General features: G+C 62.3%; 14 protein-coding genes. 9 read left to right on the forward strand and 5 right to left on the reverse strand.

Going from position 1 to position 13,971, the window contains the following annotated elements:
- Window positions 1-3 precede the first annotated feature (3 nt).
- Window positions 4-186, forward strand: coding sequence for a hypothetical protein (locus EB235_RS03635; RefSeq protein ID WP_051429741.1), 183 nt, complete (start codon window positions 4-6; stop codon window positions 184-186).
- 2 nt (window positions 187-188) lie between these two features.
- Here the strand turns inward: EB235_RS03635 and EB235_RS35250 are convergent, their stop codons facing one another.
- Window positions 189-578: a GntR family transcriptional regulator gene (locus EB235_RS35250; RefSeq protein ID WP_432443014.1), complete on the reverse strand. Its 390-nt coding sequence runs from the start codon at window positions 576-578 to the stop codon at window positions 189-191.
- Between EB235_RS35250 and EB235_RS03645 the strand changes: the two genes are divergently transcribed.
- The 8 genes from EB235_RS03645 (at window position 513) to EB235_RS03680 (ending at window position 8,908) form a co-directional block, all read left to right on the forward strand.
- Window positions 513-1,184, forward strand: coding sequence for a GntR family transcriptional regulator (locus EB235_RS03645; protein ID WP_027032310.1), 672 nt, complete (start codon window positions 513-515; stop codon window positions 1,182-1,184). The genes EB235_RS35250 and EB235_RS03645 overlap by 66 nt on opposite strands.
- Before the next feature lie 90 nt (window positions 1,185-1,274).
- Window positions 1,275-2,126, forward strand: a complete 852-nt coding sequence (locus tag EB235_RS03650; protein WP_027032309.1) for a transporter substrate-binding domain-containing protein — start codon at window positions 1,275-1,277, stop codon at window positions 2,124-2,126.
- A gap of 74 nt (window positions 2,127-2,200) precedes the next feature.
- Entirely contained in the window at window positions 2,201-2,914 is a 714-nt protein-coding gene (locus tag EB235_RS03655) for an ABC transporter permease (protein WP_027032308.1), read from the forward strand.
- Window positions 2,911-3,603 (forward strand): ABC transporter permease, encoded by a 693-nt coding sequence (locus EB235_RS03660; RefSeq protein WP_027032307.1) that lies wholly within the window; start codon window positions 2,911-2,913, stop codon window positions 3,601-3,603. The genes EB235_RS03655 and EB235_RS03660 overlap by 4 nt, the downstream gene beginning before the upstream one ends.
- Window positions 3,604-3,733: 130 nt before the next feature.
- On the forward strand, window positions 3,734-5,320 hold the full coding sequence (gene ggt, locus EB235_RS03665) for a gamma-glutamyltransferase (protein WP_027032306.1): 1,587 nt from the start codon (window positions 3,734-3,736) through the stop codon (window positions 5,318-5,320).
- Between the two features lie 99 nt (window positions 5,321-5,419).
- Complete coding sequence (locus EB235_RS03670) at window positions 5,420-6,940, forward strand: acyl--CoA ligase (protein ID WP_027032305.1); 1,521 nt, start codon at window positions 5,420-5,422, stop codon at window positions 6,938-6,940.
- A gap of 2 nt (window positions 6,941-6,942) precedes the next feature.
- A complete protein-coding gene (locus EB235_RS03675) occupies window positions 6,943-7,923 on the forward strand; it encodes a 2-dehydropantoate 2-reductase (RefSeq protein WP_027032304.1) in 981 nt (326 codons plus the stop codon).
- 121 nt (window positions 7,924-8,044) lie between these two features.
- A complete protein-coding gene (locus EB235_RS03680) occupies window positions 8,045-8,908 on the forward strand; it encodes a class I SAM-dependent methyltransferase (RefSeq protein ID WP_246741411.1) in 864 nt (287 codons plus the stop codon).
- Between the two features lie 25 nt (window positions 8,909-8,933).
- Here EB235_RS03680 and EB235_RS03685 read toward each other — a convergent pair whose 3' ends face one another.
- From EB235_RS03685 to EB235_RS03700, 4 genes are all read right to left on the reverse strand, one after another.
- Window positions 8,934-10,928 carry a putative bifunctional diguanylate cyclase/phosphodiesterase gene (locus EB235_RS03685; protein WP_080680889.1) on the reverse strand — a complete coding sequence of 665 codons (1,995 nt, stop codon included), beginning with the start codon at window positions 10,926-10,928 and terminating at the stop codon, window positions 8,934-8,936.
- A 204-nt stretch (window positions 10,929-11,132) separates the two neighbouring features.
- Window positions 11,133-11,972: a hypothetical protein gene (locus EB235_RS03690; RefSeq protein WP_032925741.1), complete on the reverse strand. Its 840-nt coding sequence runs from the start codon at window positions 11,970-11,972 to the stop codon at window positions 11,133-11,135.
- A 138-nt stretch (window positions 11,973-12,110) separates the two neighbouring features.
- A complete protein-coding gene (locus tag EB235_RS03695; protein ID WP_027032302.1) occupies window positions 12,111-13,082 on the reverse strand; it encodes a branched-chain amino acid ABC transporter permease in 972 nt (323 codons plus the stop codon).
- A 1-nt stretch (window position 13,083) separates the two neighbouring features.
- A complete protein-coding gene (locus EB235_RS03700; protein WP_027032301.1) occupies window positions 13,084-13,971 on the reverse strand; it encodes a branched-chain amino acid ABC transporter permease in 888 nt (295 codons plus the stop codon).

Here is a 13,971-nt window from a genome sequence, read left to right on the forward strand (position 1 = left end):
CCGATGGCTATGATGCCCTTCGAATCTCCCGAAAAGAATGCCGCATCTCGCGCCGCAAAGCTCGCCGTGCTGCGAAAGCTGATGGTGAAGCATATCGAGCGCACCGATGCTCAGGCTCAGAATGTCGAACAGGCGCTGGCGGTATTGGCCGAGGCAACGTCTCGAGCCAGCGGCGCGCATCGATAGGGTCAGGCGGTCCGCTCAGGACGCCTTGGCGAAAAAGCTCTGATAGTCCGACTTCGCCTGCAGCAGCCGCAGCACGTTGTCGCGCGATCCCCGCACATGGGCGGCCGGCCGGTGACCAGGCCGTCGCGTTCGAGGCGGTTGAAGGCTTCGCGCACCGGCGTGCGGCTGACATTCAGTTTTCTCAAAGACTCGCCCGGCCCGAAATAGATCGGGCCGGTGGTGCGCTGCACCGGTATCGGCTTCTGAACGTCGTCACCGGGGTATTGACGATGAAATAAAATACGGATTTGATAATACGTGGATACAAAAATACTTTTAGGTGCCCCATGCCAGCAGCCTTTCCGGCGGAGCCACAGATGTCCGCCACTGCGGAGGAAGAGGCGTACAGGCACCTTCAGAGAGCCCTTCGCCTTGGCCGCTACAAACCGGGCGAGAGGCTTATTCCGGAGGAGATTGCCGCCGAGATCGGCATGAGTCGCATGCCTGTGCGGGAAGCCTTTCGGCGCCTGGCCTCCGACGGGCTGGTGGTTCTGCGGCCCAATCGTGGATGCGTGGTCGCAGGCCTGACGGTCGATGAGCTTTACGAGATTTTCGAAATTCGCTCGGTTCTGGAGGGACTGGCCGTAAGGCTGGCGATGCCCAGGATAGATGAGGAGGAGTTCGAGGAACTCGAGCGCCTGCTCGATCGCATGGAACGCGCGGGCCAGAGCGGCAGCAGCGACTGGGTGGTCCGCCACCAGGAATTCCATGGCCGTATCTGTGCGCTAAGCTGGAGGCCCAAGCTTATCCACCAGATATCGGCGCTGCATGTGGTGATAGAGCCCTACATGCGCATCTGGTTCGACGATTGTGACAAGCCGCATTCTGCGCGCGAGGAGCATGCCGCCGTGATCGCGGCCTTGCGTTCAGGCGACGAACTTCACGCGGAAAAGGTGATGCAGGATCACATTCTCAGCACAGCACCGATGCTGGCCGAGTTCGTGAGTCCGAGCCGGTGACGAACGCCGGCCGGACAAGAATGGCCTCGAACCGGCAATGCGGCCGGACGTAGGAACATCTCGATCAGCCTATCAAAAAAGGGGAACCACATGAAAGTTCGTCGTTTGGCCGCTGTTGCGGCTGCACTCAGCATGTTCGGCTTCATGCACACTGCATTGGCCGAGGACGCGCCCAAGACCATAACCATCGCCACGGAGGGCGCCTACGCTCCGTGGAACTTCACCAACGCAGACGGCAAGCTTGACGGACTGGAGATCGACCTCGCCAACAATCTTTGCGAGCGGATGAAGGTCAAATGCACCATCATCGCTCAGGACTGGGACGGGCTTATTCCTTCGCTGAAGGTCGGCAAGTTCGATGTGATCATGGCCAGCATGTTCATCACGCCGAAACGCCTCGAGACCATCGACTTCACCCAGCCTTATGCGATCGACCCGGGCGGGTTCGCAGCCGCCAAGGATAGCGATCTGGGGAAGCTCGGCGCTTCGGCCGAGAAATTCAAACTGGACGATGAGGCTGCTACCAAGGCCGCGGTCGACAAGTTGAAGCCCCTGCTGAAGGGCAAGGTAGTCGGTGTTCAGGCGGCAACGGCCATGCTCGAATTCGTCAAGAAATACTTCGGCGACACGGTGGAGATCCGTGAGTACAAGACGACCGAGCAGCACGATCTCGATCTGGCCGCGGGCCGCATCGATGCAGTATTCGCTCAGAAGACAGCGCTTGCCGCGACGCTCGCAAAACCCGAATTCTCGGGCTTCACGGTTGCAGGTCCGGGCTTTGTCGGCGGCCTGTTCGGTGCCGGAACGGGTGCGGGACTCAGGAAGGAAGACACCAAGCTCAAGGAAATGCTGAACGACGCAATCAGCGCCGCCATTGCTGACGGGACCATTAAAAGCATCTCGGAAAAATGGGTGAAAACGGACGTGACGCCGGTCAAGTAGCCACGTGTGTATTCTGTCCGGCCGATTGGTATCAACCGATCGGCCGGGCGCGGCGCTGAACGATCAGGTTCCACATGACGGACACACTCCATATCCTTTCCGTGGGCAAGGGCGGCTGGGGCGGAGCCCTGCTGCTGGCAGCTGGCGTGACATTTGCGCTGTCAGTCCTCGGCTTCCTGCTCGGCGCTCTCTTCGGCGCGGTTGCAGCAGGGGGCCGGCTCTCCACGAGAGCTTTACCGTCATGGGTCGCCAAGGGCTATGGCACGGTGTTCAGGGGTGTGCCCGATCTGTTGACGATCTACCTGCTTTACTACGGCGGCAGCATAGCATTGACTGAGATCGGCAAATTCTTCGGCAGCACAGGTTTCTTCGGGCTGCCGACATTTGCGACTGGCGTCCTGGCGATCGGCATCATTTCGGGCGCCTATCAAGCCGAGGTCTATCGCGGAGCGTATCTCGCCGTCGATCTCGGCCAGTTTGAGGCTGGCAAGGCGCTTGGCCTGTCCCGGTTCCAATTGCTGCGTCTTGTCATCGTGCCTCAACTGATGCGGCACGCCCTGCCGGGCCTCGGAAATGTCTGGCAGCTTGTGCTCAAGGATTCGGCCTTGATCTCCGTGATCGGCCTGGTGGAATTGATGCGGCAATCTCAGATCGGCGCGGGATCGATGCGGGAGCCCTTCGTCTTCTATATAGCAGCCGCGACGCTGTATTTCCTCATCGCTGCCGTGACCGGATCGGTCTTCCGCTACGGCGAGGCACGGGCGTGGCGAGGCATGGTCCACGCATGATCGACTTCGCCTTTTTTGCAGAGATCATTCCCACCCTTCTCTCCGGCTTGCCGTTAACCTTGCAACTTGCGGGGTTGTCGATCGGAATAGGCTTTGCCTTGGCCCTGTTGCTCGCACTGGCGCAGCAGGGAAACCATCGGATGCTGGTCTGGCCCATACGCTCCTTCGTTGCCGTCTTTCGCGGCACGCCATTGCTCGTCCAGATATTCCTCATCTATTACGGCCTCGGCCAGTTCCGCCCCACACTTCAGGCAGTTGGGCTCTGGTGGCTGTTTCGCGAGCCCTATTGGTGTGCCATCATTGCGCTCAGTCTCAATACCGCCGCCTATGGCAGCGAAATCCTGCGGGGTGCGATACAGGGTGTGCCGGGTGGCCTTGTCGAGGCGGCCTCTGCCTTAGGCCTGAAACGGCTCCAGACCCTGCGCCTCGTCGTTCTGCCTTTGGCGCTGCGCCAAGCCATACCGAGCTACAGCAACGAGATCATCCTCATGGTAAAGGGTACGTCGCTTGCATCGATCGTCACACTGATGGAAGTGACGGGCATCGCCCAGGGGCTTATTTCGCAGACCTATCGCGCCGTAGAGGTTTTCGTGGCCGCTGGCGCGATCTATCTCACCATCAATTTCACGATCATCTCGGCACTGAACGCGCTGGAAACCTGGCTAACGCCTTATCGGGTCCGAGCCTGATACGCGTCTGGCGTAACGAGGAGAATTGGCAAAATGCGCAGTGTCGACAAGCCGAAGCGATCCGTTGCCGTGTCGTGTTACGCCATGGCGGCAACGTCGCATCCATCAGACCAAGGGATACAAAGACAGAATGCGTGATTTCCAGTTTCCCGGCCGCTCGCCGGTTCGTGCCACGGAAGCGCTTGCGGCGACATCGCACCCGCTTGCCACCCTCGCGGCGATCGACATGCTGCGCGCCGGCGGCAATGCCATGGACGCCGCTGTCTGCGCCGCCGCCGTGCAAGGCGTGGTCGAGCCGCAGTCGACCGGCATCGGCGGCGATTGTTTTGTCCTCTACTCTCCCGGAGGACAGGGCGAGGTGCTGGCCTTCAATGGCTCCGGCCGCGCGCCGGCGGGCGCCACCGTCGACTGGTATCTGGACAAGGGTTTTAGCGAGCTTCCGAAACAGGGGCCGCATGCGGTGACCGTGCCGGGCGCCGTCGATGCCTGGAGCCGGCTCCTGGAAGATCATGGCCGCAAGAGCCTTGCCGAGGTGCTGGCGCCGGCTATCCATTATGCCGAGGCCGGCTATGTCGTGCATGACCGCGTCGCCTTCGACTGGGCCGAGCCGGAAACCGACCTGTCGGCGGACGAACATGCCGCGCGCATCTTCCTGCCGGGTGGCAAGGCGCCGAAGGCCGGCGATGTCCACCACCAGCCGGAACTCGCCGCGACCTTGCGGATCATCGCCAGCCAGGGCCGTGTCGGCTTCTATGAAGGCGCGGTCGCCGACGATATGGTGCGCCGGCTCAATGAATTGGGCGGGCTGCATAGCCAAGAGGATTTCGCGGCGACCAAGGGCGACTATGTCGCCCCGGTCAGCACTGCCTATGGCGGCTACGACATCCATCAGATGCCGCCGAACAATCAAGGGATGACAGCGCTGCTTATGCTGAACGTGCTGTCGGGCTTCAAGCTTGGCGGGCTCGACCCCAATGGCGCCGAGCGCCTGCATCTGGAAATCGAGGCTGGGCGCCTGGCCTACCAGGATCGCGACCGCTTCCTCGGCGACCCGAACCATGTTCCGGTGCCCGTGAGAGAGCTTCTGTCCGGCGCCTATGCCGACCGGCTGCGCGCCGAAATCAACCGCGACCGCGCCATGACGCATCTGCCGCGCCTGGACCTGCCGGGCAGCGACACGGTCTACATCTCGATCGTCGATCGCGACCGCAACGCGGTCTCCTTCATCAACTCGACCTATTATTCCTTCGGCAGCGGCGTCGTCGGCCCGAAGACCGGCATAGTGCTGCAGAACCGTGGCGCGAGCTTCCGCCTCGACCCGGCGCATCCGAACGCCATCGCGCCCGGCAAACGGCCGATGCACACGATCATGCCCGGCATGGCAACGAAAAACGGCCGCGTGGTGATGCCGTTCGGCGTCATGGGCGGCGGCTACCAGCCTTTCGGCCATGTCCATCTCCTGACCAACATGATCGATTTCGGCATGGATCCGCAGCAGGCGCTGGATGCGCCACGGGTGTTCTACAATGATGATACTGTGGAGGCCGAGCGCGGCGTCCCCGCTGAGGCGCTCGAAGGCTTGCGCCGGCGCGGCCATCGCATCGCCGAGCCGGATCACCCGCTTGGCGGCGGACAGGTGGTGCTGATCGACTGGGAGAAGGGAACGCTGACCGGCGCCTCCGATCCGCGCAAGGATGGGATGGCGCTGGGATATTGAGGCGACCGGGAGAACCGGTTTGCGATCGGCGATGCTGCCAGGATCGCAATCGTCTTCTGGGCTTTCTAGAAGCAGTCGTTTGAAACATAGTCGGTGACCATGAGCACGAATTCAAAAGACCTCTCCCGCCGCCTCGCTGCCGGCGCCGATGATGCTCCGGCGATCCTGGCACCCGACAGGGCGACGCTCACCCATGGCGGGTTGCGCAGCCTGATCGCGGCTACCGCCGAGCGGCTGCATGCGCTCGGCATCGGCCGGGGCGACCGGGTGGCGATCGTGCTGCCGAACGGGCCGGAGATGGCCACCGCCTTCGTCGCCGTGGCGGCCGCCGCCGCGACGGCGCCGCTCAATCCCGCATACCGCGCCGATGAACTCGATTTCTACCTCACCGACATCGGCGCCAAGGCGATCCTTGTCGCGGAGAACGAGACCGGCCCGGCGGTTGCAGTGGCCGAGCGGCTCGGCATCGGCGTGCTGCGGCTTGTCGTGCAACCGGACATGTCTGCTGGCAGTTTCACCATCGAGGGCGCGACGATCGGTCCGCAGGCGGCGCCCGATATGGCAGGGGATGGCGACATTGCGCTTCTGCTGCACACATCGGGCACGACATCGCGGCCAAAACTGGTGCCGCTCAGCCATGCCAACATCGCGGCCTCATCAGCCCACATTGGCGCAACCCTCGGCCTGACCGCCGATGACCGCTGCCTCAACATCGTGCCGCTGTTCCACATTCACGGCCTGATCGCGGCGGTGCTGTCGTCACTGGCAGCGGGCGGCAGCATCTACTGCACGCCGGGCTTCAACGCGCTGCGCTTCTTCCAGTGGCTGAGCGATGCCAAGCCAAGCTGGTACACGGCGGTGCCGACCATGCACCAGGCGATCCTGCCGCGCGCGGCGCGCAATGCGGAAGTGCTGGCGGCGGCGCGCCTGCGCTTCATCCGCTCGTCCTCGGCATCGCTGCCGGCGCAAGTGATGGGCGAACTCGAAGCAACCTTTGGCTGTCCGGTGATCGAATCCTACGGGATGACCGAAGCCGCGCACCAGATGGCGTCGAACCGGCTGCCGCCGGGCCTGCGCAAGCCGGGCAGTGTCGGGGCCGGCGCCGGTCCGGACGTGGCCGTGATGGCACCGGACGGCCGGCTGCTGACAGCCGGCGAGACCGGCGAAATCGTCATTCGAGGGCCCAATGTCACGGCGGGCTATGAGAAGAACCCGGACGCCAATGCCACGGCCTTCGCGCATGGCTGGTTCCACACCGGCGACCAGGGCGTGCTTGACGAGGATGCCTATCTCCGCGTCACGGGCCGGCTGAAGGAGATCATCAACCGCGGCGGCGAAAAGATCTCGCCGCTCGAGGTCGACGACGTGCTGATGGACCATCCGGCGGTGGCGCAGGTCGTCACCTTCGCCATGCCGCATGACAAGCTTGGCGAAGAGGTGGCGGCGGCCGTCGTGTTGCGCGAAGGCATGAGCGCCAATGAGAACGATATCCGCACTTACGCCGCGACACGGCTTGCCGACTTCAAGGTGCCGCGCAAGGTGCTGATCCTGGAGGAGATCCCCAAGGGTGCGACCGGCAAGCTGCAGCGCATCGGGCTTGCCGCCAAACTCGGGCTTTGACGATGAAGATCACCATTTTCGGCGCCGGCGCGATCGGCGGCTATCTCGCCGCCAAGCTGGCGATCGCCGGCCGCACCGACCTGTCGATCGTCGCGCGCGGCGCCCATCTCGAAGCGATCCAGGCCAACGGCCTGCGTCTGATCGAAGACGGCAAGGAATTGGTGGCGCCGGTCCGGGCCGCGGCGAAGGCCGAGGAGCTTGGCGTGCAGGATTATGTCGTGCTGGCGCTGAAGGCCCATTCGCTCACCCCGGCGCTGGACCAGATCGCACCTCTGCTCGGGGACCATACAGCTGTCGTCACCATGCAGAACGGCGTGCCGTGGTGGTATTTCCATGGCGTGGGCGGGCCGCTCGAAGGCACCAGGCTGAACGCGGTCGATCCCGGCGGCGCGATCTGGCAGCGGATCGGGCCGCGGCGTGTCATCGGGTCGGTCGTCTATCCCGCCGTCGAGGTCGATGCGCCCGGGCTCATCCGCCATGTCGAGGGCAAGCGCTTCTCGCTCGGCGAACCCTCCAGCGAGCGCAGCGAACGGGTCACGCTATTGGCCGAGGAGATGGTCAAGGCCGGCCTGCAGGCGCCGGTACGCGACGACATCCGCGGCGAGATCTGGGTAAAACTGTGGGGCAACCTCTCCTTCAATCCAATCTCGGCGCTGACCGGCAGCACGCTGGCCGCCATCGTCGGCGACGAAGGCACCCGCTCGCTTGCCCGCAGCATGATGCTGGAAGCGCAGGCGATCGGCGAAAGCCTCGGCGTGCGTTTTCCCATCACGGTCGACCGTCGCATCAAGGGCGCTGGCGATGTCGGCGAGCACAAGACCTCGATGCTGCAGGATTTGGAGCGCGGCCGGCCGATGGAGATCGATGCGCTGGTCGGCGCGGTGCAGGAACTTGGCCGGCTGACGGACAAGCCGACGCCGACCATCGACGCCGTGCTGGCGCTGGTGCGGCGGCTGGCGGTGGAGCGCGGGTGTTACGGGTGATGGGGGCGGGCTGAAGCCCGGGGGTAAGGCGTTCCACGGAAGGCGGGGATATTGGAAATGTCGTGCTTCTCTTGAGGTCTTTGAGCCATTCCTGACATCGCCAGTCTGCCGACGGAGTGTCATGATGTGGATCGCCAATGCACACGAGAATGATTTCATGTTCCCAAGTCGCCGCGTTGCCTCGAAATTTGTCGTTCTCCTCGGCGTTTCGATCGGTGCTTTTTGCGCTTCAGCCGCGGAAAGTGTCGATCCCGCACTTGAGAAACTGATCAGCGGACCTCAGCGCTCACAGCCCAACAGCGTACGCGACAAATATCGCCATCCCGGCGAAGTGCTGACATTCTTTGGCGTGAAGCCTGACAGCACCGTCGTCGAAATCCTTCCCGGCGCAGGTGGATATTGGACCGAGATCCTGGCCCCCTACCTGAAGCGGAACGGCCACTATATCGCGGCAAATGGCGAGAAGGCCTCGCCTTCCGCTGAAGTCCAAAAAGACAATGCCGCCCTGGCAGCCAAGCTTGCCGCCGACCCAGCCGACTATGACAAGGTCACCGTCACTGAATTTGCAGCCGACAAATATGCCATCGCGCCGCCGGGAAGCGCGGATTTCGTGCTGACCTTTCGCAACATCCACAATTGGATGAGTGCGGGCACCACCGCGGACGCTTTCGCCGCCTTCTATAAAGCGCTGAAGCCTGGCGGCATCCTCGGGATCGAGGAGCACCGGGGCAAGCCGGACGAGCCGCAGGATCCGCTCGCCAAGTCCGGCTATGTACGCCAGGACGTTGCCATCGGTTTTGCGCAGGCGGCTGGCTTCAAGTTCGTCGGCAGCTCCGAGGTCAATGCCAATCCAAAAGACACAAAGGATTATCCGAGCGGTGTGTGGACCCTGCCGCCAACCTTCAAGCTTGGCGCGCAAGATCACGCAAAATATGCGGCCATAGGCGAGAGCGATCGCTTCATCCTGAAGTTCCAAAAGCCATAAGAACGAACCAGCGGACGGCAGTTGCTTAGGCGGCGCTACCAGTCTGGGATTTGCCAGGCAAGCCTGCTGCGGTATCAAGGAAGGTCGCGAGGGAGTTGTCGAAGCGGCCTGCATCGAAGGCCAGCGCATCATGCATGGGAAGGGCGGCCGAGAAGAGAAAGCCCTGCGCGATCATGCAATCGAGCGAGCGGAGGATCAGGCGATCCGCGTCGGTTTCGACACCCTCGGCGACCACCTCCATTCCCAGCGTTCGCCCGAGGTCGATGACTGCCTTGACCAGGGCCTGATCTTCCACGGAGCTGGCGAGATCGCGAACGAAGTCCTTGTCGATCTTGATCTTGCGGATTCGGCTGTCCTTCAGCGAAACCAGCGTCGAAAAACCGGTGCCGAAATCATCCAGCACAATGGATATGCCCGCATCCGCCAGACGTTCCAGCTTTTCGTCAACCCTGTCGCGATCCACGGGCGCCTCTTCCGTGATCTCTATCTCGAGCATCGCCATGGGAATATTCTTCGTCTTGAGGCTGTCGAGGATCATTTCATCGACATTGCCTGCCTCGAGCTCGCGTGGCGAGAGATTCATGGCGACCCGAACATGCTGGCGCCCGTTTCTCACCAGCTCTTCAATCATGGCGCAGCAGTTGAGAAACACCGTTTCCGTCAACAGGGAAAGCAGCCCGGTTTCACGCGCCGCAGTGACGATCTCAGGCGGCGAAATGGGTCCATGAACCGGATGTTGCCACCGCAGCAGCGCCTCGAAGCCGACGATTGCATTCGTATCCAGGCGCACCATCGGCTGGAACCATGAGCAAAGAGTGCCTGTTTCAATGGCGCCGCGCAGATCGCGCTCGATGCAGTGCTTGCGTTCGAGGCCGCGGTCGAGTTCGGCGTCGAAGAGGCAGTATTGGTTCCTGCCACTGCGCTTGGCCGCATAAAGCGCGAAGTCCGCCCGCAGCAGCATCTCCGTCAGTCGTGGTCTCTCTGATACATAGATGCCGATCGATGCGCCGACGCGCACCGAATTCAACGCCGGATCCGGATTTGCGACGGCCGCGATGAGCGACGATGCAAGTTCGTCGATCGACGGCACGGATTTGCTGGCTGGAAAGAGCAGCACGAACTCGTCACCGCCGATACGCGAAATGGTTGCCCCTGGCGGCGCATGGTTTTCTATTCTGCGCGCAACCCGGACCAGCAGGTCATCGCCGATATTGTGACCATAGGTGTCGTTGACGGATTTGAAGCCGTCCAGGTCGATCAGCATGGCCACGAACGGACCGTCGGCAAGTCCGAGTTGGCGGATAGCCTGCTCGAGCCCGTAGCGGTTGAGCAAATTCGTCAGCGGATCGCGCCTGGAGTTTCGTTCCATCTCGGTCGCGAATTCCTTCGCCTCGTATTTGAGGCGGCTCGCCTCGCGAAAGCGGGCTTGTCCGAGAAGCGCGCTTCGGATCATTCCAGCGAGAAAGAGCAGGACCGTGAAAGCCAGAATATAATTTTCGATACCGCCTTTTGCTGAGAGGCATCCGATAGTGATCAAGAGCGGCAGTGTCATGAAGTTGATCGAGGACGGCGCGTATGAGGTTCCGTAGGTGACCGAACCGGCCGACGCGCCGGCCAGAACGATCAGATAGATCGGCGCCTGGGGCGTGGTGTATCCATCGGTCAGCACGGCCAGAAAAGACCAGGCGATGCCCGACGTCAGAGCCAGCATCCCATAAGAAGAAAGCCGTGCACCGGCCAGCCTCAGCCTGCTGTTGGCCGTATCCGATTGGGAGAGAGCAAGTGCTATGCGTGCGCAATTTATCGTGCCGACCGCGGCAAACCACAGCACCGCCGCAAGCCCGCCGCCCGAAAGCATCTGCACGGCCAGGATCAGGGCCGAGAGAACCGTGCCGATAGGCATCGAAATGAAGATCCCCGTCCTCAGATCAGCCAACTGATCCCGGAGAATCCCAACGTCCACGGATTCACTCTGCCCTTGAGGGGCGGACCCTGGAACAGGCTGCTTGGAATGCCTCATAGTGCCAAGTGGCTAGGCTAGTGGGGTGAAAATCGCGTTAAGGATTTCAGCAGCTTACAGTGCAATCGCTGGATTTCTGGCGAGCGCCACGTTCTTGTGCCCGCCCGCCAGAAGCGGACGGACCCATATGCTTACGAAGGCACCCCGGGGCGCGCTTGCTCGCACCGTGATGCTGAAGGCGCTGACGATCGAGCGCGGGCGGGTTCAGTTGGTGCTGGCTTTGGGTGTAAACCCGCACTGCTTCTGTTCCATATCGATCTGCTTCGTGATGCGGATGGCGTTCTGTGCGTAGGCCTCGGTCACGGAGCCGCTATTCACGGTCTTGTCCTTCAGCGGACTGACGCCTGCGCAGAGGTGGAAGACATGCGGCTCCGAGGACTTCTTGGCTCCGTTTTCGGGCGCTATCCAGTAAACGACATCCTGACCGGCCGGGTGGTTCGCGTCCTGCGTCGCCGCTGTCACCGCGGCGCTGTCCGTGGCGATCGCCTGCGCCTGAGCGGCGACATCGGGCGAACAGGCGGTGGTGGGCTGGCCCGACTTGATCTGGGCCGCGCATGCGTTCATGTCCTGGGTGTACTGTTCGACCGACGGAGGCTTGATGCTGACCCCCGTTATCGCGGCGACCACGGCCAGTACAGCACCGAGGCCGCCGGCAATCTTCTTGGTCTGCGGATCCATATTCTTGTCGGTGAGGATCAGGAAAACCAGCGGGAGGAAGGCGATCAGCGTGATGATGGCGCCGAGCTGGTTTTGGAAGAAGAAACTGGCCGTGTCGGATGCACGGGCCGGATCGTGCCTGTTGGCCGCCTTCCACAGCAAGTTGCCAGCAATTGCGAAAATCGCGATGCCGACCAGAAGGCCGATGATCAGTGGCAGGTGTCCCTGGTCGAACTTGTTCTGGCGAAGCAGAACAATCCCGTAGATTTCGCCGCCAATCGCCACGATCCATGAGAGTGCGGCGAACAGGCGAAGACGCGTGGCGGAGGACTTCTGGCCCTGCGTCGCTTGCCAATCCTTGGTAACGTCTGGCTTGTTGTCGGTCATTGATCAAATCCCCCGAGCGCCACAGCAGCCCTCATCTCTATCCATATTGCGCATGAGTGAACCCGTCCATACCCACGGAGACAGACGCCTCGTTTCCCCGGCGGTCACCTCAATCGCGCGCAGTCGATCTGGCACTGATCAGTCCTTGCCCGGCCGCCCGAGCACCCGCGCGTAAAGTTCGCCGACGATGCCGCGCCGGAAGATCAGCACGCACACCATGAAGATCAGCCCGGTGGCGATTGTCACCGGGAAACCCGAGGTGGCAAGCGTGTTTTCCAGGCCGACGACGAGGCTGGCGCCGATGATCGGCCCAACCATCGTGCCGATGCCGCCGAGCAGCGTCATCAGGATCACCTCGCCCGACATCTGCCAGGTGACGTCGGTCAGCGTGGCAAACTGGAAAACGATCGCCTTGAGCGAACCTGCCAGCCCGGCAAGTGCTGCCGACATGACGAAGGCGCCGAGCTTGTAATTGGCGACGGAATAGCCCAGCGAAATGGCGCGGTTCTCGTTTTCCCGGATCGAGCGCAGGATCATGCCGAAGGGCGAGTTGACGATGCGCCAGATGGCGAAGACGCCGAGCAGGACCACCGCCAGCACGAAATAGTACATGTTCAGCGAGACGTTCAGGTCCAGAACCCCAAGCAGCATGCCGCGCGGCACGCCCTGGATGCCGTCCTCGCCTTGCGTGAAGGGCGCCTGGACGCAGAAGAAGAAGAACATCTGAGACAGCGCCAGCGTGATCATGGCGAAATAGATGCCTTGCCGGCGAATGGCGAAGAAGCCCATGACAAGGCCGAGCAGGGCTGCACCCGCCATGCCGAGCAGGATACCGGCTTCCGGCGGCCAGCCCCACACCTTGACGGCATGCGCGGTGAAATAGGCCGCACCGCCAAAGAAGGTCGCGTGGCCGAACGACAGGAGGCCAGTATAGCCGAGCAGGAGATTGAACGCGCAGGCGAACAGCGCGAAGCAAAGCATCTTCATCAGGAAGATCGGATAGACCAGGAAAGGCGCCACCAGCAGCGCCAGTATGCCGAGCCCGACCAGCGTCCATTCAAGCCAGCCTGAGGTTCTGGCCGATGTCTCGCGAAGCGACAGTTCGGCCATGTCAGATGTCCCTTCCAAACAGGCCGGCCGGCCGGACCAGAAGCACGATCGCCATGATGACAAAGACCACGAGGTTGGAGGCCTCGGGGTAGAAGACCTTGGTCAGGCCTTCGGCGAGGCCAAGCGCGTAGCCGGTGACGATCGCGCCAAGGATCGACCCCATACCGCCGATCACAACCACAGCGAAGACGACGATGATGAGATCCGATCCCATCAGCGGGCTCACCTGATAGATTGGTGCCGCCAGAATTCCGGCAAGCCCGGCAAGGGCGGAGCCGAGGCCATAGGTAAGGGTCAGCAACAACGGCACGTTGACGCCGAAGGCCTGGACAAGACGGGGGTTCTCGGTTGCCGCGCGCAGATAGGACCCGAGCCTGGTCTTCTCGATCAGCGCCCAGGTTCCGAAGCAGACGATCAGCGAGGCGATGACGACCCAGCCGCGATAATTGGGCAGGAACATGAAGCCGAGATTGGTGCCGCCCGAAAGCAGCGACGGCACGGCGTAGGGATTTCCCGACACGCCGTAACTGTAGCGGAATATGCCTTCGAGCACGAGCGCGAGGCCGAAGGTGAAGAGCAGGCCGTAGAGCGGATCGGTATCGTAAAGCCGCGACAATGCCAGGCGCTCGACCACCATGCCGAAGAGGCCGACGATCAGCGGCGCAAGGATCAGAGCGGGCCAATAGCCGATGCCGAGATAGGTGAGCAGGAGATAGCCTGTGAAGGCGCCGAGCATATACTGGGCGCCATGGGCGAAATTGATGACGCGCAGCAGGCCGAATATGACGGCCAGACCCAGGCTCAGCATGGCATAGAATGAGCCATTGATCAGTCCGACCAGCAACTGGCCGAGGAGTGCCTGGACGGGGATTCCGAAGATCATCGTCAT

Origin of the sequence: Mesorhizobium loti R88b (genome assembly GCF_013170845.1) — a bacterium.
In the GTDB taxonomy this organism is placed as follows: Bacteria; Pseudomonadota; Alphaproteobacteria; order Rhizobiales; family Rhizobiaceae; genus Mesorhizobium; species Mesorhizobium loti_B.

What these genes read in the sequence shown, in the direction of transcription:
- EB235_RS03635 (WP_051429741.1), top strand. Translation starts at nt 4, where the DNA reads ATGGCTATGATGCCCTTCGAATCTCCCGAAAAGAATGCCGCATCTCGC.
- EB235_RS03645 (WP_027032310.1), top strand. Translation starts at nt 513, where the DNA reads ATGCCAGCAGCCTTTCCGGCGGAGCCACAGATGTCCGCCACTGCGGAG.
- EB235_RS03650 (WP_027032309.1), top strand. Translation starts at nt 1,275, where the DNA reads ATGAAAGTTCGTCGTTTGGCCGCTGTTGCGGCTGCACTCAGCATGTTC.
- EB235_RS03655 (WP_027032308.1), top strand. Translation starts at nt 2,201, where the DNA reads ATGACGGACACACTCCATATCCTTTCCGTGGGCAAGGGCGGCTGGGGC.
- EB235_RS03660 (WP_027032307.1), top strand. Translation starts at nt 2,911, where the DNA reads ATGATCGACTTCGCCTTTTTTGCAGAGATCATTCCCACCCTTCTCTCC.
- ggt (WP_027032306.1), top strand. Translation starts at nt 3,734, where the DNA reads ATGCGTGATTTCCAGTTTCCCGGCCGCTCGCCGGTTCGTGCCACGGAA.
- EB235_RS03670 (WP_027032305.1), top strand. Translation starts at nt 5,420, where the DNA reads ATGAGCACGAATTCAAAAGACCTCTCCCGCCGCCTCGCTGCCGGCGCC.
- EB235_RS03675 (WP_027032304.1), top strand. Translation starts at nt 6,943, where the DNA reads ATGAAGATCACCATTTTCGGCGCCGGCGCGATCGGCGGCTATCTCGCC.
- EB235_RS03680 (WP_246741411.1), top strand. Translation starts at nt 8,045, where the DNA reads ATGATGTGGATCGCCAATGCACACGAGAATGATTTCATGTTCCCAAGT.
- EB235_RS03685 (WP_080680889.1), bottom strand. Translation starts at nt 10,928, where the DNA reads ATGAGGCATTCCAAGCAGCCTGTTCCAGGGTCCGCCCCTCAAGGGCAG.
- EB235_RS03690 (WP_032925741.1), bottom strand. Translation starts at nt 11,972, where the DNA reads ATGACCGACAACAAGCCAGACGTTACCAAGGATTGGCAAGCGACGCAG.
- EB235_RS03695 (WP_027032302.1), bottom strand. Translation starts at nt 13,082, where the DNA reads ATGGCCGAACTGTCGCTTCGCGAGACATCGGCCAGAACCTCAGGCTGG.
- EB235_RS03700 (WP_027032301.1), bottom strand. Translation starts at nt 13,971, where the DNA reads ATGACGATGATCTTCGGAATCCCCGTCCAGGCACTCCTCGGCCAGTTG.